This is a genomic window from Polaromonas sp. P4_F9 (assembly GCF_056401235.1).
The window spans coordinates 1-23,839 of sequence record NZ_JBFUJT010000029.1; the positions used below are offsets into that span (position 1 = coordinate 1).

Below are 23,839 nucleotides of genomic sequence, written 5' to 3' on the forward strand. Positions count from 1 at the left end.
GCGGCATGGATACGAACCGCATGGGTGCAAGACAAGACTTGACGGCTCCCGATTAGACCATTCGGGTTTATCCCCATGAAACAGTTGACCACAAATACTTGCTTACATGCAAGTAAGTTTGGTAGACTCCCCATTGCCTGCGCTGGAAAACGCCGGCATTTCCCTTACATCACCAAGGATATCTATGTCGAACTTTTCCTCTGGCCTCAGCTGGACGCGCTGCGCGCCTGAAATCGGTTCCGTTTTTACCAACCATGGCGTAACAAAGCGCCTCGACCTGGAGATTTAAAATGCACCTGAAGTTGCCCCAACTGCTGAGCAAAGTTTTGCCTGTATTGGCATTGAGCTTTGTGGCTTTGACCTCCGTATCTACATCCGCGCAAACCAGTGAAAGCTACTGGCAAGGTGTGCAGAAAGCTGGCGTCCTGCGTTGTGGCGCAGCGGTGGCGCCACCGTATGTGATCCGCAACCCCGCTACCGGTGAGTATTCGGGCTTCTTCGCCGATATGTGCAAGGACTTTGCTGCGGTGTTGAAAGTCAAGCCCCAGTTTGTCGATACGACGTGGGACAACATTGTGGCGGGACTTCAATCCGGCAAGTGGGACATGGCAATGGGTCTCAACCGCACACCACTCCGGGCCATGGCCATCAACTTTTCTGTCGCGGTCGTGCAGACCGAAATCACCTTCGTCTACAACAAGACCAACAAGAAGATCCCCGCTTCACTGAAGTCCGTTGCCGACATCGACAAGCCCGGTGTGACCCTTGCCGTCATGTCCGGTAGCGCGCAAGAAAAGGCCCTCACCGGCGCTGTGACCAAGGCCACCATCTTGCGCCTGCCCACCAATGACGAAACACGTCTGGCACTGACTGCAAAACGTGCGGACATGGTGGTCGATGCCGATGACAGCAATCTGCTGCTCGTGCAGAGCAACCCGGATTGGGCCGTGGCGTTCAACCCTAAGCCAGCGCTGACCAAGCAAGGCGTGGCCTTCGGCCTGCCAAAGCAGCTGAGCTACAGCGACATCGAAGCCGTGAACATCTTTGTCGAGGAAAAGATCGCCACTGGTGCTGTCGATGGTTACATCAAGAAAGCTGTGGGCGAGCTGATGAAGGCTTCCAAGTAATTTTTCCTATGCCCTGGCGCAAGCCAGGGCAGCGCAGACTTAAAAACCGCAATACATCACGATGACCATGCAAACTTCATCAGCCCTCGTTTCCGTGTTGGGCCTTTACAAGAACTACGGACCGAACATCCAGGTACTCAAAGGCCTGAACATCGAAATGCGGGCAGGAGAGCGCCTCGTCATCATCGGTCCGAGCGGTGGCGGCAAAAGCACCTTGCTGCGCGTGATGATGGGCCTGGAGCAAATCGATCGCGGCAGCATCACCTTTGACGGCAAGCCTTACATCAGCGCCGACGGCAGCGGCAAGCCGACGAATATCGAACTGAAAACACGCCGGAAAATCGGGATGGTGTTCCAGCACTACACGCTATTCCCACATCTGAGTGTTCTGGAAAATATGATTCTTGCGCCTTGCAAAGTCAAAGGAGAGTCGAAAAAATCGGCGTCGGATCGGGCCAAGGATCTGCTGACCAGGTTCGGTCTAGGCAACAAGGTAAACGCCTATCCCTCACAACTTTCGGGCGGCCAAAAGCAGCGCGTGGCAATCGCGCGCGCTCTGATGCTGGACCCGAAGCTCATGCTGTTTGATGAAGTGACCTCCGCGCTCGATCCTGAGTTGGTCGGCGAGGTGGAACAGGTGATTTTGCAACTAGCAAAGCAAGACATGCCCATGATGATCGTGACGCACGACATGTGGTTCGCTAAAAACATTGCTTCTCGGGTGATCTTCTGCGCCGGCGGCGAGGTGGTCGAAGACGGCCCACCAGAACAGGTTTTGGGCAACTCCAAGGAGGAGCGCACAGTCGAGTTTCTGAACCGTGTTTTCCACCTGAGCCATTGAGGCAAGACATGGAATACAGATTCGACTTTTTCTCGGTGTTCAGGGACATGGATCCCCTGGTCAACGGGTTGATCATTTCCCTGCAGCTGACGGCGGCCGCCAACATCATCGGGCTGACCTTCGGATTCGCACTTGCGCTGATGGTTTTGAGCAAGTGGGCGATCGTTCGTTTTCCGAGCATGCTGTTCATCGAATTTTTCAGGTGCACGCCGGCCATCGTGCAGCTGATCTGGTTCTTTTACTGCGTGCCGATTATTTTCGACGTTTATCTCGACGCGATCACCATGGGGATACTGGCGCTCGGGTGCAACGTCGCCGCCTTCAACGCGGAGGCTTATCGGGCATCCATTCAGTCGGTTCCCCGCGAACAGCTGGATGCCGGCGTCGCACTGGGCCTCAACCATTGGCAGCGGATCAGATGCATCGTCCTGCCGACTGCCATCAGATCGTCGATACCGGTGCTGGCGACCAATGCGGTTGTGATTTTCCAGCAATCCTCGCTGGTGGCCATCGTCGCCATCCAGGACCTGATGTACGCCGGGAAATCCTTGGCGACGCAAACGTACAGACCAATCGAGACCTTCACCTTGGTAGCCGTCATTTACTTTTTGGTCTCCTTTCCCATTACGCAAGCCGTGGAGTACTACACCCGGCGCCGCGAATCAATGACCGGCTGAACTGGAACTAATCATGGAACTTGATTTCTCGGTCGTCTTCCGTTTCAAGGAAGCCCTCGCCACAGGCCTCTTGCTCACCGTTCAGCTCACGTTGATCTGCATCGTGTTGGGATGTACCTTGGGGTTCATCACCGGACTGGCAAGGAGTTCGAAGAGCCGGATCGCTCGCACGATCGCCAGCGTCTACGTGGAATTTTTCCGCGGGACACCCGTCCTCATTCAGCTGTTCTGGGTGTTTTTCTGCCTCCCATTGCTTTTGAAGGTCGAACTCAGCAATCYGACGTCCGGCGTGCTGACCCTGACCCTCTACATGGGGGCGATCAGCAGTGAAACCTTCCGGGCATCGCTCAAGATGATCGGCAAGGAACAATATGACGCCTGTGTCGCACTGGGCCTTTCCCGGTGGACGCAGACCATCAGTGTTGTGTTGCCCCAAGCCCTGTTGCGCGCCGCGCCGGTGTTGTTGTCCAACTGTGTGAGCCTGTTCAAGGAAAGTGCCCTGGTGTCAGCGGTGGGCCTGGCAGACCTCATGTATGTCGGACAGAACATTTCTAACAACACGGCCCATCCGGTGGAACTGCTGACCGCGGTCGCGGTGATTTACTTTGTCATTGCGTTTCCCCTGACCCGGGCTGTCACTCGGATCGAGCGCCGGATGCTGACCAAGCTCGCTGTGTGACTTTTTCAATTTCTACCCATTTCCTTAAAAAGAAAAACCACGAGCGAAATCCTCTGCGTCGTCACCGCAGCGTTTGAGATGACAGATTAGGAAGGAAATCAAGTGAACACAAGTGGAAACGGCGCTGCACCAATAGCCGTTGTAGGCGCCGGCATCATAGGTGTGAGCATGGCTTACGAACTCAAGCGGAGGGGGAAATCCGTCCTCTTGGTGGACGGAAATCCGCCCGGCATGGGGGCCTCCTATGGGAACATGGCGAACATCGGCCTCACGGAGTTCATGCCGGCCTCGAGACCTTCCGTCTGGGCCCGTATTCCTGGCTGGCTGCTGGATCCTGAAGGGCCCGTGCGGGTGCGCCCGGGCTACCTGCCCAAACTCATCCCCTGGTTCTTACGCTTTTTAATGGCCAGCCGCCCGGGCAAAGTGCGGGAGCTCGAGGCCCAGGGTGCGGCCCTGTGCAATCGCGTATACGAAGACCTCATGCCCATGCTGGAGTCCGCGGGTCTTTCCCACATGCTGAGCCAAGATGGTTGCCTCAGTCTGTACGCCAACCGTGCGGAGTTGGATGCCGACCGGGAGCACCTGGAGGTGATACAACGTTTCGGTTTTGCGAATCGGTTGCTTAGCGGGTCGGACATCCGGCAGCTGGAGCCAGCCTTATCGGAAAAAATCGAATACGCGGTTTTGTTTCCCCAGAACCGGAATATCAGCAACCCCCATCTGCTGGTCAAAGCGCTCTTCGATCGCTTCATGACCATGGGCGGGCAATTTGTGCAGAGCCATGTGCAATCGCTCGAACGCAGCGACGCTGCAGTAACCCATATCCAAACCACGCTTGGTCAGCGTCTGGAGGTGTCACAAGTCGTATTGTGTGCCGGTGCCCGTACCGGCGCGTTGTGCCGATCGATCGGGGACTTCATTCCTCTGGAGACCGAGCGTGGCTACCACACCCAGATCATGGCGCCTGGCATCGAAATGCGTCACTCCATCATTTGGCCCGCCAAGGCCTTCATGGTGACACCGACAGCAGGTGGCATCCGCGTCGGCGGGACCGTAGAGATGGCCGGCCTGGAGGCGGCGCCCGACTACCGACGAGCCAAGGTCCTGGTCAGACACGCTCAGCAGGCCCTACCCGGACTCCAGTCCGAGAAGATCTCCGAATGGATGGGCCACAGACCCGCCTTGCCCGATACGGTACCTGTCATAGGACCGTCAAAAACAACCCGAGGTGTTTATGTCGCCACTGGACACGGTCATCTGGGCCTGACCTTTGCGGCCACCACCGCGCGGCTCATGGCGGACATGGTGACGGGTCAGCCCACCCCAATTGACATGCACCCCTATCGCTTGGATAGATTTTGAAAGCTAACTGACCATGGAAACGCTAAAACAAATGAACAGCAATCTCAACCTACATTGGACGGACTCCATCAAGCTTGTCCAGGTGCACTGCCAAGGCGAAATCGGAAAGGTTATTTTCGGCGGTGCCCCAGAAATTCCAGGGGAGTCGGTGGCCGACAAAATGGACTATATCAACAATGTGGATGACTCCTTGCGTCGTTTTGTGACCCTGGAGCCACGTGCATGCGTTCAGATGTCCGTGAACCTGTTGCTGCCGCCGACCAGGCCTGATGCCGATGCGGGCTTCATTATTCTGCAATCGGACCGGGCGCATCCCATGTCTGGCAGCAATACCATTTGTGTGGTCACTGCGCTGCTGGAAACCGGCCGCGTGCCCATGCAGGAGCCGCAGACCGTGGTGCGCCTGGATACCGCGGCCGGGCTGATCACGGTGCATGCCCGTTGTGAAAATGGACGATGCCTATCTGTCAGCCTGGACAACGTCCCGGCCTTCGTCGAGCTGCTGGATCAGGTGGTGGACACCCCTAAGTGGGGGCCCATCCGGGTGGATATTGCCTTCGGCGGGGTGTACTACGCCGTGATCGATGTCAAGCAGTTGAATCTGAGCATCACACCCGAAAATACGCGAGCGCTGGCCGAAGCGGGCATCGCCCTGGCCGATATGTTGGCCGAGACGGTAAAGGTGCAACACCCGGAAATTCCGAGCATCAACAGCATTGCCTACGTGATGTTCGCAGATATGGAACCGGACGGCAGTGTCCGAACCTGCACGACCCTTAAGCCTGGGCGCGTGGACCGCTCGCCATGTGGCACAGGAAGCTCGGCATACCTGGCCATCCTGCATGCCCGTGGTCTTGTTCAAGCAGGGGATACGCGCGTGACCCGCTCCATCATCGGGGGAGAGTTCAAGGCGCAAGTGCTTGATATCACGTCCGTGGGTGGACGGCCAGCGGTGCTGCCCCGAATCACCGGCAAGGGATGGATTTATGGCGTCGAAGAACTTCGCGTGGATCCTGCCGATCCATTCAAGACAGGCTTTGCCCTGTCGGACGCCTGGGGCCCGGACATTGAAGCAACGCAAAAAAAGTGAACGCCATGTCAAATGAAAATCTGCCGCTGGCCAATCAGATGATGTTGGTCGCTGGCGCGTCGTGAGAAATCGGCTGTGCCATTGTCCAGTTCTTGGCCAGGCTGGGCGCAAGACCCATCAGCCAAAAAACAGAAGTTCACTACTGGTAAATAGCCGCTGGTGAGACTTGGCGCGGGTTTGCACGGATTTGGCACACCCCCCATGGGTGAGAGCAAACGCAAACGAATGGTGGCCCATGCCAAGGCCGAAATAGGCGGCGATCAGGCGCCGGTGGTGGACTGGGTTGGCGCATGCATGTGCGCTGGGACGCGGGTGTCGCAGTCACGCGGCACAGCCAATTGGTGTTCTTCGCCGAGTTTTTGGCCGCCACCGGCGTGTTCGAAGTGACTCGGGCTATTGGCAACGAGGGCATCCTGCTGGAGCTTGACGTTCGCAATCAACTGTATCTGCTGCGGCTGCGCCATACGGCCAACGTGCAGAAGGATTGGCAGGGATTCATGTAAAAAACGGTTGTGGTAGGGACGGGGGTTACCCCCCGCCCTCCGCACAGATCCGTACGTGCAGCATTACCGCATAGCTGCACATCGGGGAGGACAGCCAAAGCGGCCTGGCGCACAGCGCCATGGCCACGGCGGTCAATGTGCATTACAAGCTCCCGCGCTTGCTCGGTGCGGTGTTAGCTCTTGGCGAAAACTGTCGCAGCTTCAATTGCCTTAACGTCCTCCGGACGTGCAAATGGCTCCGGCGTCGGCTGGCCCACCTCACGTGGTTTTCCGATTCCTTGGAAGAAATCTTCAAGTCCTCCCGGCATGAAAAACCAGACCCATTTTAACTCCGTCGTCCCATCGTTGACAAAAGTGTGCGTCTGGTTGTGCCCAAGATAAAGCGTCGTGTTGGGCGCCATGCGGTAGCTTTTTCCGTTTACTTCAGCCGCACCTTGGCCTTCTAGCACGTAGAGAACTTCCTCGCTACGATCATGTGCGTGAAGCCGGACTTTGCCACCCGGTGGAAGCATTTGGGTACCGCAAGAAAATCTGTGAACAGAGCGAATGTTTTGCGGCGAGAGGATGACTTCCGCGTATCCATTGGCTGGTTGAGGCTGCCAATAGCTCTTTGACGTGTTTTCTGCAATAACTGCAGACTGGCCATTGGGGGCATCAAAGCTAAGGGGTTGAGAATCGCTCATGGGGTTCCTCGTCTGTAAATTGCTGTGGGCATTAAAGCCACTTGCTGTTGATAGGGTTAAGTCTGATGCTCCGAGAGGAAAGAATATTTGCGGAAGTCTGATTTCCTGCGGATAGCAATCCGAGTGGATCCGCGTCGTCAGTAAGACAGGCCACCTCGTTCGGATCCGAAAATTCTGTTGTCCAACTGGCGTTGCTAGCAGTATTGAGCTGTTCGGCGAGTACGGGGGAATAGCCGACAGCGCAGCGGTATCGATGCAGATAGCTTAGGCGGCAGGCTGAAGGCTTCAACGCCCCACAGCTCCCAACTGGGTTCAAAACGCTCAACGTCTGGGCCCGAATCAGCGGACGTGCAGGAATGATGAATTGATCTATCCAGGCGGGAATCCTTCCTAGGAAATTTCGCGCCGCGGCTCTCGTATCCAGAGACTCGTAGGCCCAAAGATGAATAAAACCAATCAAGTTGTCTTCGGCCTCGCAATCCCAAGCAGCTAGAAGGCGACCAAATTGATTGCGACGAGCAGACATCCCCTTTTCCTCAAAGAGAATCTGATATGTTGGCCAGTCCTCCCGCCTAAAGCGGTATTCGCGAAGCTCATGAATCATTATTCGGTCCGGCCTTTTAATTACCAGGCCGTGTAGCCGCCGTCCACGGTGAACATGGCACCGGTGGCGAACGAAGCCTCTTCGGATGCCAGCCACAAAATCATCGTGGCAATCTCATTGGGCGTACCCATGCGATTGATTGGCGAACGAGCTTCGAGGCCCCTCTTGAATGCCACCGGATCAGGTACCTGCTCGAACATGCGATCGTAGTAGCTTGAAGCGATGACACCAGGGGCTACGCTATTGACACGAATCCCCTGTGCCGAGTGATCCAGTGCCATGGCACGGGTTAAGGCGGCAACACCGCCCTTCGCGGCGACGTAGGCTGCGCGGTCCTTGATGCCGACGACGGATATCGTTGAAGCCAGATTGACAATGGCGGATTTTCCGCGTTTCGCCAACTCAGGGACGGCGTACTTTGAACAGAGAAAGACGCCTTTGAGATTGACGTCCATTAGATCATCCCATTCCTTTTCTTCAAGCGATACGACCGTGCCGAGGCATCCGTAGCCCGCGTTGTTGACGAGGATGTCCAGGCCGCCAAAATGGTTGACCGTGGCCTCCACCATGGCCTTGACTTCGGCAGATTTAGACACGTCGGCTGCGACTGCAAATGCGTTATCACCAAGCTTTTTGGCCGTGTCGCGTGCTTTTTCGATGTCGCGGTCAGCCACCACGACCTTGGCACCTTCCTTGATGAATAGTTCAGCAGTCGCGGCACCGATACCGGCTGCGGCGCCTGTGATAAGAGCAATTTTGTTGGCTAGTCTCATGGTGAATCCGTAGGTTGAGTTGTGTTGAACGAAATGCGTAAATGCTTCCGAAGCGCAGACTCGATGCTGAGTGCGGCAAGCCAGGAAGTCTTCGGGTTATCTGGAAGAGGCTTGTTCTCGAGCCGTATGCTGAAGCGACCGAAAGGACCGTGAACGTCGAGTTCATGTACGTTTTGCTCGATGCCGGGATCCGCGATGAGACATACATCTGTTTGATCGAATCCAATACCAGCCAATGCCACGGCAGCTGTGACATTTGCGTTCTTGGGATACAGCCGGGCGGCCTCGCCGGCAGATCCACGGAAAATCTCTGTAGGCGCTCTGATGCTGTCAAGGTTGAAAAGGCCGTCTGCGGGCGTCCCACGCCAGGCTCCAGGTGGCTTTCGACCGGTGTAAACCACGGTATCAAGACCGGCGCTTCGTGCAGCGTCCAGCGCGTCAAGCCCGCCGATAGCGCCCGAGACAGTCAACAACCTTGAGCCCCCTTTTAAAGATGCGCTTTCAAGGCGATGCCGAAGTTCCTCGTCTACCAGTGCACCGATTGAGACGACCATCACATCGACCCCTGCAGATAACAGTTGCGGAACAATGGACGACACGACTCCATGTCCCGCGCATTCGATAGCGAGTTGGGGGTGCCAGTTGATCAAATCGGTCACGTCCGAAAAGTGGGATACCGTCGGCCAAGCATCGGCGTTGCTCGGTGCTTCGGGGCGATCAAATGCGGCGTAACTCGCATCAGGCACCAGGGAGCCCTGCAGGCTGGTGAGTACGCGCCGTCCGATGGCGCCGATGCCGAGTACCGCGATGCGCGAGACAGTGGTGGTTTTTTTCAAAGGGAGTCTCCGAGGAATGCCGCGACCAAGCGGACATAGTCGGCCGTACGTGTGGTCGACGAGAAATGTCCACCGGATAATTCCGCGAGCTGTGCCTGCGAAATGCGGGAAGCCAGGTCTTCGGAATGCGAGAAGGGAACAATGTTGTCGTCCTTAGCCCCGACGACCAGTGTGGGTTGTTTGATTCGATGCAATTCTTCTGCTCGTTGATAGCCCAAAAGCATGTCAATCCGCTCGAGAGCCAACGAAACATTCAAGCCACTCAGCCGATTGAACGCTGGCGCATCGCTTTTCGCCATGTTTGTTTCGTACCAGTCCGACGGGAAAGCCAAAAGCTGACCCAGCATTACGTAGGCTTCAGAACCGGCATGACGTAGAACCTGCTGGCGTAGCCTGAACAGATCACGGAATCGGAGATCCGGCTTTGCCCAAGTGCTACTTAGCACCACTCTGTTAATTCGGGTGGCGTGATCGAGGGCTAGCGCCTGAGCGACCAGTCCCCCTGTCGAATGGCCCACGACACTGAACTGCTCGATGCCAAACTCATCCATTAGATGAGCGACCTGTTCGACGATCGTCGGGATTGACTGCGGGCCACAGGGGGGTGACGCACCAATGCCTGGATGGTCGATCGCAATCAGCCGATGACGCATCGCCATATGGGTCATCACTGGCTCCCAAAACCTCCCGAGACCTGCCAAGCCCGGGATGAGGACAACCATGGGCCCTGAGCCCATTTCCCGGTAAGCCAATGACGAATTTGAAGAACTTGCCATGGAATGAAATGTAATCGATTACAAATCGCGCCGCAAGCCCTGTCGGAAAAAGTCTGCTCTTAACGTTGGTTTTTCGGCGCTTTGCCTGTGGATTCGCGAATTATCAGCGTGGCGTCCAGGCGTTGGCCTCCACCTGTTTTTCCGTGTTCCAAGGCTTTTAGCAAGGTCTGCGCGGCGCCGTCGCCCATGGCGTCTGCGTTCACGGATATCGTGGTGAGGGGTGGGTTGAGGAGGGCGGCAAACTCTTGGTCATCGAAGCCTGTTATTGACATTTGTTGAGGGACTTGGATGCCCATGCGGTTGGCTTCCAGCAGCGCTGCCATACCGTAGCTATCGCCGTTACAGACGACGGCCGTGACTTCGGGGTGCTGCTGTACCAACGTCCTGAAAGCCGCAACGCCATACTGAAGCGAATAGCTTTGGGCATGCTCAAAGATGCGTGGCTCGCCTTTGATGCCGGCGCGAAGTAGTGCGTCTTGAAATGCCCGGCGACGAGCCTGCTGTCGATCATTCCCCTGAATCGGCCCTGACAGCATGGCAAACTCCCGATGTCCAAGAGTCAAAAGATGATCCATCACTTTGGTCGTCGCTGCATAGTTGTCTATCCCGACAGATGGGAATGGCGCATCTTCAAGGGCCGAATAAGTGCAAACAACGGGGATCCGTTTATCCAAAAGATAGGCGAGAAGCCGGTGATCATCGATCCGGCCCACAATCATTAAAGCCTCGACTCCACGATCCACCAGTTGCTTCACGGGGTCAAAGATATGAGAGTTGTCAAAGCCTACTTCAAGCAGCACGGATAGATATCCGGCCTGGCTCATGCGCCGTTGAAAACTGGAAAGGACACGAGCGTACAGACCATAATCCGTGGTGGGAAATATTGCGCCCACCATAAATGAGCGCTGCGAGCGAAGCGCTTTTGCGGCTGGATTGGGACGGTATCCGAGCCGAGTGGCCGCCTCCAGCACAAGTTGCCGGGCGTCATCACTTACGGCCGTCGGCAGATTGAAAGCCCGCGAGACGGTAGCGACCGACACTCCCGCGGCCCTCGCTACGTCTTTAACATTGGCTGGTCTGCTTTTCTCGGAGTGCGTGGACTCTAGGTTGCTTGCAGATTTCATTGCTTTAATGTAATCGGTTAAGTGTCTTGAACCCAAAACCCAAAGAAGAGCCTCGGCGATAAAAGATGCACCAGAATGGCTCATTGGCCCGAATAAAGTGCAGCCAGGGAGGTGCATACCCAACCAAACAAGCTGATTACTGGCGCGCAACCTGCTTAAAGGAAGCGCCCTGCAAGGGTTTGCACTAATGTCTGCCGGAAAAATTCCACTGACAATGTAATTGATTACATAGCACGTGTGAGCCGAAAATTTCCGACTATGCTGGCGCTAAAAATGTAATCGATTACTTTTGCGCAAATCTTCTCACCTCTATTATTTGGAGCCCACATGATTTCCATGAAGACTATTCTCCCCTTGGCACTGCTGGGTTCGGTCGCATTGACCTCCCCTGTAATTCAAGCCGAAACCTCATATCCGTCAAGGCCGATAGAGCTGGTTGTCTCGTTTCAGCCCGGTGGCGGCACAGATTCCATGGCACGCGCGTTTGCCGAGGCGGCACGTCCTTATTTGTCCCAGCCGATCATCGTCAGCAACAAAGCGGGAGCCAGCGGATCAATCGGATTGTCGTACGTTGCCACCGGGGCGCCAGACGGCTACAAGATGACAATGGTCTTTGCCGAGTTGCTAACGATCCCGCTCATGGGCATCAGCAAGGTCAGCTACGAAGACTTTCAGCCAATTGCAAGGTTCACTTCTGATCCATCGTCGATCACCGTGCGAGCTGATTCGCCCTGGAAGACCGTCGAAGAGTTCCTCGGTTACTCGAAAGCCAATCCCGGCAAAGTGACGGTAGCGAACGCCGGCAATGGCTCCATGCCCCACCTCGCGGCAGCGTCTCTAGGAGACAAACTGGGAATTACCTTTAACCATGTGCCCTACCTCGGATCTTCCCCAGCGATTCTCGGCTTGGTGGGTGGACAAGTCGACGCGACCACGGTGGCCTACGGCGAACTCAAGGCGCACGTAGAAAGCGGAAAACTGCGTACTTTGGCGGTCATGGCTGACAAGAGACTTCCAGGCTTGCCGAACGTACCGACGCTGAAAGAGCGGAGTATCAACATGACCTCCAATGTTTGGCGTGGCGTCGCTGTTGCCAAGGGCACCCCACAGGAAATCGTCGACAAGCTGCGCGACGTAGCGTCAAAGGTGGCCGCCGAACCGACGTTCAAAGAAACCCTGCAAAAACAAAACCTTACCTACTCTTATGCGGATGCCTCCGAGTTCCAAGCCGCCATGGCCGCGCAAAGCGAGGTTTACAAAAAGCTAATACCTGCGCTCAAACTTAAGGAATGAGGTCCGTGAAAGCGGTGTCAGCCCGCGCCTCAGGGGCTGAAAGAACATCGTGCAACAGTGGAGGCCGACTCGGGTGTTCAAGCTCGGGTAGTCCATCAAGCTTGCCGAGGAACCTGTTGAAGGCACCGCAGCGACCGCGAAGCCGCTTGTCTAAATCAGGCGGGAGAAGAGCGCAAACGCATCAATGCGATTACTTTGAAACCCATTGCCCTATCTCTGGGCAATTGAAAATGAGTCCAACTTTGAAGGAAATATCATGAAGCTGAAATCTCTAAAATCTTCACTGGCTCGCATGCTATCTGCGCTAGCTGCAGGCTGCGTTCTGGTGGGGCCAATATGGGCCCAAACTACGTCGACGCTGGATAAGGTACTCGCATCGAAGACCTTGCGATGCGGCGTCCAGCTCGACCAACCGCCCCTGGGCTTCCGCACGCCGCAAAACGAGCCAGACGGCTACGACGTTGCCTATTGCAAGGACATGGCAAAGTCGTTGGGCGTTACCGCTCAGATCATCGAAACGCCATCCGGAGAGCGCATCCCGGCGCTCGTGTCGAACCGCATCGACGTGCTCGTCGCGGGCACTTCAATCACGCCGCAGCGCGCCTTGACGGTCGCGTTTTCGCAGCCGTATGCGAGCTTTATTAACGTCGTCCTGACAACCAAAGATTCCGGCATCCAGAAATTCGATGACCTGAAAGGTCGCTCGATCGGTGGTGTCACCGGAACCACGACCGAGCAGGAGCTACGCGCCAGTTTCGACCGCTGGAAAGACCCGAAAGGAAAATATATTGGATACGGGAATGAATCTGAGAGCTACCTGGCGCTGTCGCAGAAAAAAATTGATGGCTTGATCGTGCAAGCAGGAACTGCTGGTGCCTTGCTAAAAAGTGGCCAGTTTCCTAGCCTGGTGATCAGGGGGGCCGCTCCGACGCCGGCCGATATTGCGGGCATCGCCGTACGCAAGTCCGATACCGATCTGCTGCGATGGGTGAATGTTTTTATTTGGAATCAGGTCCGCACAGGCCGCTACAAGGAGCTTTACACCACCTACTTTGGCGACAGTAAAGCGCCATCTCTAAACGCCGAAGGCAGCTTCTGAAGAACCCTCACGCTTAGGACACGGCAGACTTGTGTCTGTCGGCGAAGCGTCTCAAATGAATGATCGCACTATGCTCGACTACACCTTCTACTGGTCGGTTGTCTGGGACAAATGGCCAGTTCTACTGGATGGAGCATTGCTCACCATCGAAACGACCGCTTTGTCCATGCTGATGGGCACCTGCATTGCGCTCCCGCTCGCCTTGATGCGGCGGGGCGCTGGTGCCGGTTACCACTTCGCCACTGCTTGGGTCGAAGTGTCGCGCAACACGCCTGCCTTGTTCCAAATCTACATGGCCTATTTCGGTCTGGGTGCCGTCGGCATAGACATTCCGAGCTTTGTAGCCTTGCTGGCGGCGGTCACTTTTAACAATGCTGGCTACTTGGCGGAAATCTTTCGCGGCGGGCTTACCTCGGTGGCACCCACGCAAATGGCCGCCGCTCGCTCGCTCGGCATGTCTGCTCCGCGTGCTTACATGCACGTTATCTTTCCGCAGGTCTTCGTTTTAGTGTTCTTTCCTTTCATCAATCAGCTCAATTGGGCGCTGCTCAACACTTCGCTGGGTTCGATCATTGGCGTGCGAGAGTTGACCGGTGCGACCCAATCGGCCCAGTCGGAGTCATTTCGCACCTTCGAATTTTTCATCGTTGCGGCCGCTATGTATTACGTAATCTCGAAGTTGATCACTTTCGTTGCACGCTTATTGGCATGGCGCCTCGTGGGCAAGGGGTAAGCCATGCAATTTCAGCTTGCCTACTCTGGACTCCAATGGTCCGATCTGCAGTTTGTGATACTAGGTTTCTGGCGCACGATTGTTTTGACGGTTCTCGCCGGATCGCTCGGCACGCTACTGGGTGGCGTCATCGGCTGGGCGCGCGAAAGCAGCGCTATCGCGCGCCACCTACTGGCACCTTACGTGGATGTGACACGCAGCGTCCCGCTCGTCATTCAGTTCATCCTGATGAATAGCGCATTCGCGGCTTTTGGTTTACCGCTTGAGCCCCTTGAAGTTGGAGTACTGACCCTGAGCCTATATATGGCAGTGCTGACCTCTGAACTGGTGCGGTCGGGCTTGTGCTCGGTGCGGCCGGAACTGAAGAAAGCATCGCGTTCTCTGGGCATGTCGTATTGGCAGGAACTTCGCTTGGTGTCGATCCCACTTGCCGTGCGCACGGTGTTTCCCGGTTGGATCGGGACCTTGATTGGTCTCACGAAGGATACCGCACTGGTGAGCGTCGTGGGTTACGTCGAACTGCTGCGCGCTTCTCAAATATTGATCAGCCGCAGCAATCAGGCCTTGCTACTGCTCACAGGTGTCGGCATTGCCTACTTTCTTATGTGCTACCCGATTTCCCGCTACAGCTTGGTGGTGGAACGGAGGATGGAAGCATGAGGCAGAACATTGTTACCGCAGTCGGCACACATCTAACTTGGTTGGCGGAGGCCAATACCGGGCCGTGGCGGCGGTCGGCGAGTTTGTGTCATGAATTCAAGTCCTGCCAGTGGCCACACCGTACCCCGATCTTTATTGACCATCCCTCGCTGCCCATGGGTAGTGCACCGGAGAAATTGCCATGATTGAAATAAAAGCCGTCCGAAAGTCCTTTGGGACGATCGAGGTGATCAAAGGAATCGACCTCACTATCGAGCGAGGGGAAGTGCTCTGTCTGATCGGTGCAAGTGGGTCGGGAAAATCAACCCTCTTGCAATGCATCAACGGCCTCGAACCGATTCAAGGCGGTCAGATCGTCGTCGACGGCATCGATGTACATGGCAGGTCCACCGACCTCAACAAGCTTCGTCAGAAGCTCGGCATCGTGTTCCAACAGTACAACGCCTTCCCGCATTTGACGGCGCTGGAGAACGTTGCATTGGCGCCGCGGGTTGTGAAGAAGATGTCGACCACCCAGGCGCTGGAGCTGGCGCGCGAACATTTGGACTATGTGGGCCTTGGTGAGCGCGCCGGCGTGCGTCCAAGCAAGCTCTCCGGCGGTCAGCAGCAGCGCCTGGCCATTGCCCGCGCACTGGCAATGAAGCCAGACTACATGCTTTTCGACGAAGTGACTTCGGCGCTTGATCCTGAACTCGTCGGCGAAGTGCTTGACACGATGCGCAATCTGAAAGCGACTGGCATGACAATGATCGTGGTGACGCACGACATTTCATTCGCCCGCGAAAGCGGTGATCGCGTGGCGTTCTTCGACCGGGGCACCCTGTGCGAGATCGGGCTGGCCAAGCAAGTGATTAATGAGCCGCGGGAAGAACGCACGCGCCAGTTTCTGCAGCGCATTCTTAATTAATTCAACTATCAAAAAACGTATGAATCACACCTTCTTCTGCATTGACGGCCACACATGCGGTGAACCCGTCCGCCTCGTCTCCGGTGGTGCACCGGCGCTCGCCGGCAGCACCATGATCGAACGCCGCAAGCACTTCGAACGCGACTTCGACTGGATTCGCACTGCATTGATGTTCGAACCGCGCGGCCATGACGCGATGAGTGGGACGATCATCTATCCGCCAACGCGGCCAGACTGCGACGTCGCGATCCTTTTTATCGAGGTCAGCGGCTGTCTGGCGATGTGCGGTCACGGAACGATCGGAACCGTCACGTTCATTATCGAACACGGGTTGGTCAAACCAAAAGAGCCAGGCGTCCTGCGGCTAGACACGCCGGCAGGTTTGGTGTTGGCGCACTACAAGCTAAACGGCGAGCACGTCGACTCGGTTCGGTTGATCAATGTCCCTTCTTTCCTGCATTCGCGCGACTTGTCCGTTGAGCTCGACGGTTTCGGCGAAGTCCGATTTGATGTCGCTTATGGGGGCAACTTCTATGCGATTGTGGAAGCCCAAGAGTCTTATGCCGACCTCGAGCAATTCACTCCTTCGGACATTCAGCGGCAGAGCCCGGAACTTCGCCGGAAGGCGAATGAAAAGTACAGCTTCACTCATCCGGATACACCGGCGATCAACGGCGTCTCCCATGTAATGTGGACGGGCAAAGCACGCATGAATGGCGCTTCCGCGCGAAACGCCGTGTTTTACGGTGACAACGCAATTGATCGATCGCCGTGCGGTACTGGCACTTCGGCGCGCATGGCCCAGCTCGTGGCAAAGGRCCAGTTAGGCATTGGCGACGCGTTTATCCATGAAAGCATCATCGGCACCTCCTTCAACGGCGTGGCCTTGGAACACTTAAAGGTGGGCGAGTACGAGGGCATCCGCCCGAGCGTCGAAGGCTGGGCGCGGGTGACGGGGCACAACACGATCTTCGTGAACGATCGAGACCCACTTCGCCACGGATTCATGCTCAAGTGAGCCAGCAAATGACCCATCTCATGACTCAAGCGGTTCGGCTGCCGCTGCAGAAAATGCACGAGGACGCCGCGCGGGTACCGTCCCGCAGCGAACTGTCTGACGTAGGCACAGGAGTAGCAAAGTGCGCCAGCTGATCATCGTAGGCGCCGGCATCGTGGGGTTGAGCTGTGCGTGGTCTGCACAGCGACGCGGCTGGCAAGTAATCCTGGTTGACCGTGATTTCGAGGGTGACCGCGCATCGCATGGCAACGCTGGCGGCGTTGGGATCAGCGAGTGCGCGCCGCTGAACCTTTCCGGTCTCGGCTTGCAACCGCTGCGTTGGCTGCTGGACCCCTTGGGGCCGCTCGCGGTTCGTGCTGCACACGCGCCGCGGCTGCTGCCATGGTTTCTAGCGCTGCGAAAGGTGGCAGAACCTGCGAACTATCTGCGCATCGCCAATGCATTGGCCGCGCTGAACAATCTTGCGCTGAAAGACTTTGAAGCCGTCCTCGCAGACATTGGGATGACCTCAGATCTGCACAAGCGCGGAGCTCTTACGGTCTACGAGACAAAGCAGGCGTTCGAGGCTGACGCAAAAGAATGGCTGCTCAAACGTTCGCTCGGCGTGCGACTGCGCAACGTGGATGCGGCGGAACTGCGAACGCTCGAACCGGGCCTGGCGCACGTGTTTCAGCAAGGAGTGATGTTGGAGGACTGGGCCCACCTCGATGACCCGCAGCGCATCGTCACAGGGCTTCGAAAGCGCGTTCAGTCATTGGGTGCTGCCTTGGTCACCGGCGATGCGGTCAAAGTGAGTCTGCAAAACCCTGCGCAGCCAAGTGTGGTTCTGGCGAATGGTCACCATGTCGAGGGGGATCGCGTGTTGGTGGCTGCGGGCGCTTGGTCCGGGCAGCTTGCGCGCTCAATCGGCGATCGTGCTTTGCTTGAGAGTGAGCGCGGTTACAACACCACGCTGCCGCAAAGTGCAACCCGATTGAATCGCGAGGTAATCTTTGCGGAGCGCAAGTTCGTTGCGACCCCACTGGCCATTGGCCTGCGCATCGGCGGGGCTGCCGAGTTTGCCGGTCTCGAAGCGCCTGCCAACTACAAGCGCAGTGATGCGTTGCTGCAGCTGGCCCGCCGATACCTGCCGGATCTTGACGAGCGCGATGCCAAGCAGTGGATGGGTCACCGTCCCACTACCCCTGACTCGTTGCCGGTGATCGGCCCATCCCCGGTCGATGCTCGCGTCCTGTATGCATTCGGCCATGGTCACTTGGGCCTTACGCAATCGGCTGCCACAGGGGAACTGGTGAGCAATCTACTTGAAGGAACTCGACCGCCCATCGACCTAGGCCCATACGCGATCACGCGCTTCTGACGGCCGAATTGGTCGCCCCTGAGAAACCCATTTTTCAATAAGTCTAGGGTGAATGGCACTTACTTAAGCCGCAGACCCTTGAAGTCACGGGCGTAAGCATTTGAATTTAAAGAGAAAAGGAGGTGGCGTGATTCATGGGTCGCTGGGCCATGCGTTGCTCGAGTGGAATGAATCCACCTTCAGGCTTGGCTTTGCTGCCTCCAGCTTCGGCTTGATATGCCTGCTGAAAATCGCGTGTTAGTCGAATGGTTGGTTTGCTCGGGCTTGGCGTCACCTGCGCAATCGAGATGCCTGCAAGCTCGGTTTCACCGATGCGCCGCCCAAGCTGCTCAATATCGAGGTCTGCAGTTGCAAATAGCTGCGCGGTCCCGCCAGCAGCACGGTACCGTTCCACGAACGGGCCGGCAGAGGACTCTAGCTGCAGGAGTATGGCTTGCGGCTGCGCAACTAGCAACATTCGAACATTTTTCGTCACTTGATCTGATGAGGGGGTCTGCATTGCAGCTGCGACCACGTTCAAGCCACGCTTTGCGACGCTGTCGCGTACGAATTGCAGCACACTTGCGGCCTGAGGTCCGCTTTCGTATAAAAGTCCTAATCGCTGAATGCCCAGGGTTGCGAGGTGTTGGACAATTTTGTCGAGCTGCTCTGGCAAGCCTGCGCGTACGCTGTAGACAAAGGCGCGGTTCTTGGGGACTTGCGCGCCGCGGAAACCTACAAGCGGAATTTTTTCCTGCTCCAGCAGGCCACTAGCTAGCAGGGTCGACATATTGGCTGCGCCGAAATATCCAGTTAATGCAATCGGACGCTGCTCAGCCACCAATTGTTGCGTCACCAACAATGCCTGCTTCCGGTTTCCTGCATCGTCACGCGATACTAGAGTTAGTGTGTTGCCGGCGATGCCTCCTGCCGCATTCACTTGGTTGAAATACAACTGAATCCCGACGGCGTACGCGCGTCCCTGATTGGCCTCTGTTCCAGCGAGAGGGCCTACTTGACCGAATATGATTTCCGCAGCTGATGTTGGCGAGCTGATCATTAGTGCGAGTATTAGCGACGTCAGTGATCGCTTTGCTATGGATGGCAATGATTTCAGCATAGTGGTTCCTGCGATGTCTTCGCGACATGTTTTTTCATCTTGAAAGTGGCCAGTCGACTATTTGGCAAGCCAACCCGCAGTCTTAGCCGGGCAGGGCGGACACGTCCGCCCTGTCGGTATTTACTTGCCTACCCAGTTAGTGAATCGCTGGAGCAGTTCTGTCTCATGGTCGAGCCAGAAGCCGGTGTCTAGCAACACCGCGCTCTTGAGATGTTCAGGGGTAGTCGGCAGCAGGGCTTGGGTCGCCGTGGAGATCATTGGAATGGCTCGCTTGTTCAGCGTTCCATAGGGAATTGCCTGGGCAAATGCTGCTTGGTTGTCCGCGGCTAGCGAAAAATTGAGCAAGTCCAGCGCCTGAGCCTTGTTGGGCGTGCCCTTGATCACCGTCCAATAGTCCATGCTGTACAACTGATTGGTCCACACGATAGGGAAAATCTTGCCTTGTTTTGCTGCGACGGCGATGCGACCGCTGTAAGCCGCTGTTACTGAGACCGCGCCTGAGTTCAGCCATTCCAGCGGTTGTGCACCGGTCTCCCACCACACGATGGAATCCTTTAGTTTGTCGAGTTTGGCGAATGCACGGTCCTGCCCTTTTTTGCTGGCGAGTACCTTATAAATATCCGACACGGGGACACCATCGGCCAGCAGTGCGATTTCCAGCGTCATCCGCGGCTGCTTGCGTAGACCACGTTTGCCTGGCCATTTTTTTGTGTCCCAAAACTCCGCCCAGTTTTTGGGACCATTGGTGCCGAACTTCGTGGTGTCATAGGTCAACACTTCTGACCAAATGAATGCGCCTACGCCGCATTTTGCAAACGCCGATGCGTCGACGTCCTTCGCATTCGTGAACAGTGCTTTGTCGATGCGTTCGAGCAGGCCTTGCTCGCAAGCGGCGGTCATCTCGTTTTCATCCATCTGTACAAGGTCCCAGGTGACGTTCCCGCTTTCCACCATGGCCTTTTGCTTGGCAATGCCGCCTTCATAGGAGTCTTCGACGATCTTGCTGCCTTTGGCTTTGGCGTAAGGCGTGAAGTAGGCGGTTCTGAACGCTTCTTGGAGCGCGCCGCCGAAGCCTACGACCGTGAGGTCTCGGGCTACGACATTTCCGGAGGCGAAGGCGGCTAGGGTGACCAATACGGCTAAGACGCCGTAGCGAGGAGAGGATGTGAATGGCATGTGAAATCCCTTGAGTAATGTCAAACATGTAAGCTAGCCTATCTAGAATACATGATATATCCTATACTCTAATTAAAGCGTGATCAAAGCTTTTTTAGGCTCCTAGATGAGGGAATTCCCAAGTTCATAATGTCTTGATATATGATATATCTTGTGTCAATTGAGGAAATCAGATGAAATCTTTAGACGGTGTTTATCCTTCGAACTTACCGCTTACGCGCGTTGGCTCGGCCGATGCCCAACATCACCTGCACTCGCAATCCAACCTGCAATCTCATCAGACGCAGGGCCCGCTAGTGATGGTCCGTGGGGACGGCCCATACGTGATCGACGAACATGGCAATCGCTACCTGGAAGGTATGGCCGGCTTGTGGTGTGCTTCGCTGGGGTTTTCGAATGAAAGGCTTGTGGAAGCTGCAAGTCGGCAGATGAAAAAACTGCCCTACTATCACACCTTCAATCACCGCTCTAGCGACATTGCGTCATTGCTGGCGGCCAAGATCGCGTCCCTCAGTCCCATGCCGGACGCACGGGTGTTTTTCGCGACGTCAGGGTCTGAGGCTAACGACAGCATGGTCAAGATGGCTTGGAATTACCACATAGCCCGAGGAGAGCCGGCGCGCCGGAAAGTTCTCGCTAGGGACCGTGGATTTCATGGTTCGACGGTGATGGGCGCCAGCCTCTCCGGTCTGACCAACATGCATCAGGCCTTCGGCTTGCCTATTGACGGCATCGTGCGTGTCGACTGCCCATACTTCTACCGGAACGCACGTGATGGCGAGTCTGAGGCGGCCTATGTTCATCGCCTAATTCAAAACCTAGAAGTGACAATTGCCGAACACGGTGCGCACACTATTGCAGCCTTCATCGCGGAACCCATTATTGGCGCGGGCGGCGTGATAGTTCCGCCGGCTGGCTATTTCGAGCAGGTGCAACAGGTTTTGCGCCGACACGGCATCTTGATGCTGGCCGACGAGATCATCTGTGGTTTCGGTCGGACCGGAAACTGGTTTGGCTCACAGACTTTCGATATCGAGCCGGACATGATGGCTTGCGCCAAGGGGCTGTCTTCGGGTTACGCGCCCATCTCCTGTGTGGTCGTCAGTGCCCCTGTGTTCGAGGTGATGGAACGCCATAGCGGCAAGACCGGTGGCTTCGGGCACGGCTTTACATATTCTGGCCATCCGCTCAGTGCCGCAATCGCCCTTGAGGCGTTGGCCATCTATGAAGAGATGGACCTGCCCGTTCGCGCGAAGGAGTTGGGAGATGTGCTGCATCGCGAATTGCGCGCACTTACGAGCCATGGCCTAGTGGGCGAAGTCCGGGGCACAGGGTTTATCGCCGGCATCGAACTGGTGGCGGATAAGCGCACCGCGGAGCCATTCGACAGCCGTCTCGCGGTCGGCGCACAGGTCGAGCGCGCCACGCGCTCGCACGGTCTAATAGTGCGCAGTATGGGCGACGTGATTGCTCTGAGTCCTCCTTACATTATGGACGAGTCGCAGATCGTCGGCATGGTCGCTACGCTGAAGCTGGCCCTCGACGATGTAGCCGATCGCCAGGCTAACTCGCTGGAGGTGCTGTCATGAGTCATGACAACCTGATTGAAATGATTGGCGTGCAAAAGAGCTATGACGGCACGCAACTGGTCATTCCCGATCTTAATCTGTCGATACGGCGAGGGGAGTTCCTGACCCTGCTGGGCGCCTCGGGTTCGGGCAAGACCACGACGTTGATGATGCTGGCTGGATTCGAGAACCCGACCCGCGGCCAGATCTTGATGGACGGCCGCCCGATCCAGGACGTTCCGGCCCACCAGCGTGGCATCGGCATGGTGTTCCAGAATTACGCGCTGTTCCCGCACATGACGGTGGCGGAAAATCTCGGCTACCCACTGAAGATGCGTGGACTGTCCAAAACCGTGCTGAAAGACAAAGTTGAGCGGGCTATGGAGCTGGTGCAGCTCAGCAGCATGGCCAACCGCAAGCCGGCACAACTGTCGGGTGGTCAGCAACAACGTGTTGCGTTGGCTCGAGCGCTGGTGTTTGATCCGGAGCTGGTGCTGATGGATGAACCCCTAGGAGCGCTGGACAAGAACCTGCGTGAACACATGCAGTTCGAAATCAAGCAGATCCACAGGAAACTCGGTGTGACCATCGTCTACGTCACGCACGATCAGAGTGAAGCGCTGACGATGTCCGATCGCGTGGCTGTCTTCCATGATGGCCGTATTGAGCAACTGGCGCCGCCCGCTGTGATCTACGACGCACCTGCCACGTCCTACATTGCGACTTTTATCGGAGAAAACAACGGTCTTGACGGCGTGATAAAGGTCAGCGGCAGCGGTGCCACGTCGCTAGAGCTGGGCCAGGGCAGTGGCATCCGGATCCCAATGCCGACGCATGGTCTGGCTCCAGGCCAGCATGCCAGGGCTCTGGTGCGCCCGGAAAGCGTCTCTCTGTCCAGGGGATTAACCGTCAGCGTTGAGGCCACCATTGCGGACATGGCCTATCTTGGTGACCATACCCGGCTGGTCGCCATGCTGAAAAATGGCAATACCATGGTCGCCAAGCTGACAAGCGGCGAGCTGCCCGTCGATACCAGTGTGGGCGCGCCTGTTACTTTGGGATGGGAGCCGCACGATATGTTGGTGTTTGCTCACAATGCCTCAAGGTTTTAATGTCAAAATTCGAAGGTAGCGCAACGAGGAACCTGTGAAACCCCCCAATAAGCCCATCGACAAGACGAATCTCGCCTCGCGGGTCTATTCCGAGATTCGTGAATCCCTGATTGCTGGCCGTTATATGCCGAGCGACCGGCTTCGTATCAACGAGACGGCCCAGATGTTCGGGACCAGCGACACTCCGGTGCGCGAGGCCTTGCTGAGGTTAGTCAGCGAGCATGCCTTGGAGATGGAAACGGCTAAGCAAATCGCGGTGCCCCCTCTGGGGCTGGCGCGCTATATTGAAATCCGTACCGTTCGATTGGCGCTCGAGTCAGCGGCCGTCGAGGTGGCCGCGAGCAACATCGGTGCGCGCGATATTGCCGAGCTGGTGCGCATCAACAAGAAATTCACTCAGGCTGAGGCCAGCCACAACGCGGAGCAGCAATTGCGCTACAACCGCGAGTTCCATTTCGGCGTCTACGTGCACTGCCGCTTGCCGACCTTGCTGGCGATGATCGAGAATATGTGGACGTCGATGGGCCCCATCCTTCGCGCCTTCTACGAGAAGTCCGGCGGGACCTATGACCAGGGCCACGGTCAGCACGACTTGCTGCTGGCTGCACTGGAAAAGCATGATCCCGCCGCCGCCGTCAAGGCCATACGCGCAGACCTAATGTCGGCAGCGCCCAGTATCGAGCGCTTCCTGAAGGAATATGAGGCCAGCCAGGAAGAACAAGCCGCTGCCTGAATTGGC

At 56.5% G+C, this 23,839-nt stretch carries 25 protein-coding genes; 17 read left to right on the top strand and 8 right to left on the bottom strand.

Translation table 11 applies throughout. From position 1 onward, the window contains the following. Positions 1-290: 290 nt before the first annotated feature. The 7 genes from AC1DUB_RS21460 to AC1DUB_RS21490 all read left to right on the top strand — a co-directional run bounded on the left by AC1DUB_RS21460 (position 291) and on the right by AC1DUB_RS21490 (position 6,279). Positions 291-1,127 carry a substrate-binding periplasmic protein gene (locus tag AC1DUB_RS21460; protein ID WP_477731209.1) on the top strand — a complete coding sequence of 279 codons (837 nt, stop codon included), beginning with the start codon at positions 291-293 and terminating at the stop codon, positions 1,125-1,127. Positions 1,128-1,188: 61 nt separating this feature from the next. Further along, a complete protein-coding gene (locus tag AC1DUB_RS21465) occupies positions 1,189-1,968 on the top strand; it encodes an amino acid ABC transporter ATP-binding protein (protein ID WP_477731210.1) in 780 nt (259 codons plus the stop codon). Between the two features lie 8 nt (positions 1,969-1,976). Continuing rightward, positions 1,977-2,645, top strand: coding sequence for an amino acid ABC transporter permease (locus AC1DUB_RS21470; protein WP_477731211.1), 669 nt, complete (start codon positions 1,977-1,979; stop codon positions 2,643-2,645). A gap of 13 nt (positions 2,646-2,658) precedes the next feature. Beyond that, entirely contained in the window at positions 2,659-3,324 is a 666-nt protein-coding gene (locus AC1DUB_RS21475) for an amino acid ABC transporter permease (RefSeq protein ID WP_477731212.1), read from the top strand. A gap of 102 nt (positions 3,325-3,426) precedes the next feature. After that, entirely contained in the window at positions 3,427-4,686 is a 1,260-nt protein-coding gene (locus tag AC1DUB_RS21480; RefSeq protein WP_477731213.1) for an NAD(P)/FAD-dependent oxidoreductase, read from the top strand. 13 nt (positions 4,687-4,699) lie between these two features. After that, complete coding sequence (locus AC1DUB_RS21485; protein WP_477731214.1) at positions 4,700-5,776, top strand: proline racemase family protein; 1,077 nt, start codon at positions 4,700-4,702, stop codon at positions 5,774-5,776. Positions 5,777-6,066: 290 nt separating this feature from the next. Further along, entirely contained in the window at positions 6,067-6,279 is a 213-nt protein-coding gene (locus AC1DUB_RS21490; RefSeq protein ID WP_477731215.1) for a hypothetical protein, read from the top strand. Between the two features lie 173 nt (positions 6,280-6,452). Here AC1DUB_RS21490 and AC1DUB_RS21495 read toward each other — a convergent pair whose 3' ends face one another. The 6 genes from AC1DUB_RS21495 to AC1DUB_RS21520 are packed head-to-tail and all read right to left on the bottom strand — an operon-like array spanning position 6,453 to position 11,159. After that, positions 6,453-6,962, bottom strand: a complete 510-nt coding sequence (locus AC1DUB_RS21495) for a cupin domain-containing protein (RefSeq protein WP_477731216.1) — start codon at positions 6,960-6,962, stop codon at positions 6,453-6,455. A gap of 31 nt (positions 6,963-6,993) precedes the next feature. Further along, on the bottom strand, positions 6,994-7,566 hold the full coding sequence (locus AC1DUB_RS21500) for an NIPSNAP family protein (protein ID WP_477731217.1): 573 nt from the start codon (positions 7,564-7,566) through the stop codon (positions 6,994-6,996). A gap of 20 nt (positions 7,567-7,586) precedes the next feature. Continuing rightward, the gene (locus AC1DUB_RS21505; RefSeq protein ID WP_477731218.1) at positions 7,587-8,339 is read right to left on the bottom strand and encodes an SDR family oxidoreductase; all 753 of its coding nucleotides are present in this window, start codon (positions 8,337-8,339) and stop codon (positions 7,587-7,589) included. Next, positions 8,336-9,175, bottom strand: coding sequence for an aspartate dehydrogenase (locus AC1DUB_RS21510; RefSeq protein ID WP_477731219.1), 840 nt, complete (start codon positions 9,173-9,175; stop codon positions 8,336-8,338). Before AC1DUB_RS21510 ends, AC1DUB_RS21505 begins: the two co-directional genes overlap by 4 nt. Then, positions 9,172-9,951 carry an alpha/beta fold hydrolase gene (locus tag AC1DUB_RS21515; protein ID WP_477731220.1) on the bottom strand — a complete coding sequence of 260 codons (780 nt, stop codon included), beginning with the start codon at positions 9,949-9,951 and terminating at the stop codon, positions 9,172-9,174. Before AC1DUB_RS21515 ends, AC1DUB_RS21510 begins: the two co-directional genes overlap by 4 nt. Before the next feature lie 59 nt (positions 9,952-10,010). Then, positions 10,011-11,159 carry a LacI family DNA-binding transcriptional regulator gene (locus AC1DUB_RS21520; protein WP_477731221.1) on the bottom strand — a complete coding sequence of 383 codons (1,149 nt, stop codon included), beginning with the start codon at positions 11,157-11,159 and terminating at the stop codon, positions 10,011-10,013. Positions 11,160-11,402: 243 nt separating this feature from the next. Between AC1DUB_RS21520 and AC1DUB_RS21525 the strand changes: the two genes are divergently transcribed. The 7 genes from AC1DUB_RS21525 (at position 11,403) to AC1DUB_RS21555 (ending at position 18,145) form a co-directional block, all read left to right on the top strand. Beyond that, the gene (locus tag AC1DUB_RS21525; RefSeq protein WP_477731222.1) at positions 11,403-12,368 is read left to right on the top strand and encodes a tripartite tricarboxylate transporter substrate binding protein; all 966 of its coding nucleotides are present in this window, start codon (positions 11,403-11,405) and stop codon (positions 12,366-12,368) included. A 256-nt stretch (positions 12,369-12,624) separates the two neighbouring features. Further along, entirely contained in the window at positions 12,625-13,467 is an 843-nt protein-coding gene (locus tag AC1DUB_RS21530; protein ID WP_477731223.1) for an ABC transporter substrate-binding protein, read from the top strand. Between the two features lie 55 nt (positions 13,468-13,522). Then, positions 13,523-14,200, top strand: coding sequence for an amino acid ABC transporter permease (locus tag AC1DUB_RS21535; RefSeq protein WP_477731224.1), 678 nt, complete (start codon positions 13,523-13,525; stop codon positions 14,198-14,200). A 3-nt stretch (positions 14,201-14,203) separates the two neighbouring features. Beyond that, positions 14,204-14,860: an amino acid ABC transporter permease gene (locus AC1DUB_RS21540; RefSeq protein WP_477731225.1), complete on the top strand. Its 657-nt coding sequence runs from the start codon at positions 14,204-14,206 to the stop codon at positions 14,858-14,860. 181 nt (positions 14,861-15,041) lie between these two features. Beyond that, entirely contained in the window at positions 15,042-15,767 is a 726-nt protein-coding gene (locus tag AC1DUB_RS21545) for an amino acid ABC transporter ATP-binding protein (protein ID WP_477731226.1), read from the top strand. A gap of 19 nt (positions 15,768-15,786) precedes the next feature. Continuing rightward, positions 15,787-16,785, top strand: coding sequence for a 4-hydroxyproline epimerase (locus AC1DUB_RS21550; protein WP_477731227.1), 999 nt, complete (start codon positions 15,787-15,789; stop codon positions 16,783-16,785). Between the two features lie 121 nt (positions 16,786-16,906). Further along, positions 16,907-18,145, top strand: a complete 1,239-nt coding sequence (locus AC1DUB_RS21555) for an NAD(P)/FAD-dependent oxidoreductase (protein ID WP_477731228.1) — start codon at positions 16,907-16,909, stop codon at positions 18,143-18,145. Positions 18,146-18,251: 106 nt separating this feature from the next. On the opposite strand, the gene AC1DUB_RS21560 is transcribed toward AC1DUB_RS21555, so the two are convergent. Both AC1DUB_RS21560 and AC1DUB_RS21565 read right to left on the bottom strand, forming a co-directional pair. After that, the gene (locus tag AC1DUB_RS21560) at positions 18,252-19,244 is read right to left on the bottom strand and encodes an ABC transporter substrate-binding protein (protein ID WP_477731229.1); all 993 of its coding nucleotides are present in this window, start codon (positions 19,242-19,244) and stop codon (positions 18,252-18,254) included. A 120-nt stretch (positions 19,245-19,364) separates the two neighbouring features. After that, complete coding sequence (locus AC1DUB_RS21565; RefSeq protein ID WP_477731230.1) at positions 19,365-20,420, bottom strand: ABC transporter substrate-binding protein; 1,056 nt, start codon at positions 20,418-20,420, stop codon at positions 19,365-19,367. Between the two features lie 173 nt (positions 20,421-20,593). Here AC1DUB_RS21565 and AC1DUB_RS21570 point away from each other — a divergent pair, with 173 nt between their 5' ends. Genes AC1DUB_RS21570 through AC1DUB_RS21580 form a run of 3 tightly spaced genes read left to right on the top strand, consistent with a single transcriptional unit; the run spans position 20,594 to position 23,833 of the window. Beyond that, on the top strand, positions 20,594-22,009 hold the full coding sequence (locus tag AC1DUB_RS21570) for an aminotransferase (protein ID WP_477731231.1): 1,416 nt from the start codon (positions 20,594-20,596) through the stop codon (positions 22,007-22,009). Next, positions 22,006-23,100, top strand: a complete 1,095-nt coding sequence (locus tag AC1DUB_RS21575; RefSeq protein WP_477731232.1) for an ABC transporter ATP-binding protein — start codon at positions 22,006-22,008, stop codon at positions 23,098-23,100. Before AC1DUB_RS21570 ends, AC1DUB_RS21575 begins: the two co-directional genes overlap by 4 nt. A gap of 34 nt (positions 23,101-23,134) precedes the next feature. Then, the gene (locus AC1DUB_RS21580) at positions 23,135-23,833 is read left to right on the top strand and encodes a GntR family transcriptional regulator (protein ID WP_477731233.1); all 699 of its coding nucleotides are present in this window, start codon (positions 23,135-23,137) and stop codon (positions 23,831-23,833) included. Positions 23,834-23,839 lie beyond the last annotated feature (6 nt).

Excerpts from the sequence above, each read along its gene's own strand:
- AC1DUB_RS21460 (WP_477731209.1), top strand. The coding sequence starts at position 291 with ATGCACCTGAAGTTGCCCCAACTGCTGAGCAAAGTTTTGCCTGTATTG.
- AC1DUB_RS21465 (WP_477731210.1), top strand. The coding sequence starts at position 1,189 with ATGACCATGCAAACTTCATCAGCCCTCGTTTCCGTGTTGGGCCTTTAC.
- AC1DUB_RS21470 (WP_477731211.1), top strand. The coding sequence starts at position 1,977 with ATGGAATACAGATTCGACTTTTTCTCGGTGTTCAGGGACATGGATCCC.
- AC1DUB_RS21485 (WP_477731214.1), top strand. The coding sequence starts at position 4,700 with ATGGAAACGCTAAAACAAATGAACAGCAATCTCAACCTACATTGGACG.
- AC1DUB_RS21490 (WP_477731215.1), top strand. The coding sequence starts at position 6,067 with ATGCATGTGCGCTGGGACGCGGGTGTCGCAGTCACGCGGCACAGCCAA.
- AC1DUB_RS21495 (WP_477731216.1), bottom strand. The coding sequence starts at position 6,962 with ATGAGCGATTCTCAACCCCTTAGCTTTGATGCCCCCAATGGCCAGTCT.
- AC1DUB_RS21500 (WP_477731217.1), bottom strand. The coding sequence starts at position 7,566 with ATGATTCATGAGCTTCGCGAATACCGCTTTAGGCGGGAGGACTGGCCA.
- AC1DUB_RS21505 (WP_477731218.1), bottom strand. The coding sequence starts at position 8,339 with ATGAGACTAGCCAACAAAATTGCTCTTATCACAGGCGCCGCAGCCGGT.
- AC1DUB_RS21515 (WP_477731220.1), bottom strand. The coding sequence starts at position 9,951 with ATGGCAAGTTCTTCAAATTCGTCATTGGCTTACCGGGAAATGGGCTCA.
- AC1DUB_RS21520 (WP_477731221.1), bottom strand. The coding sequence starts at position 11,159 with ATGAGCCATTCTGGTGCATCTTTTATCGCCGAGGCTCTTCTTTGGGTT.
- AC1DUB_RS21525 (WP_477731222.1), top strand. The coding sequence starts at position 11,403 with ATGATTTCCATGAAGACTATTCTCCCCTTGGCACTGCTGGGTTCGGTC.
- AC1DUB_RS21530 (WP_477731223.1), top strand. The coding sequence starts at position 12,625 with ATGAAGCTGAAATCTCTAAAATCTTCACTGGCTCGCATGCTATCTGCG.
- AC1DUB_RS21535 (WP_477731224.1), top strand. The coding sequence starts at position 13,523 with ATGAATGATCGCACTATGCTCGACTACACCTTCTACTGGTCGGTTGTC.
- AC1DUB_RS21540 (WP_477731225.1), top strand. The coding sequence starts at position 14,204 with ATGCAATTTCAGCTTGCCTACTCTGGACTCCAATGGTCCGATCTGCAG.
- AC1DUB_RS21545 (WP_477731226.1), top strand. The coding sequence starts at position 15,042 with ATGATTGAAATAAAAGCCGTCCGAAAGTCCTTTGGGACGATCGAGGTG.
- AC1DUB_RS21560 (WP_477731229.1), bottom strand. The coding sequence starts at position 19,244 with ATGCTGAAATCATTGCCATCCATAGCAAAGCGATCACTGACGTCGCTA.
- AC1DUB_RS21565 (WP_477731230.1), bottom strand. The coding sequence starts at position 20,420 with ATGCCATTCACATCCTCTCCTCGCTACGGCGTCTTAGCCGTATTGGTC.
- AC1DUB_RS21570 (WP_477731231.1), top strand. The coding sequence starts at position 20,594 with ATGAAATCTTTAGACGGTGTTTATCCTTCGAACTTACCGCTTACGCGC.
- AC1DUB_RS21575 (WP_477731232.1), top strand. The coding sequence starts at position 22,006 with ATGAGTCATGACAACCTGATTGAAATGATTGGCGTGCAAAAGAGCTAT.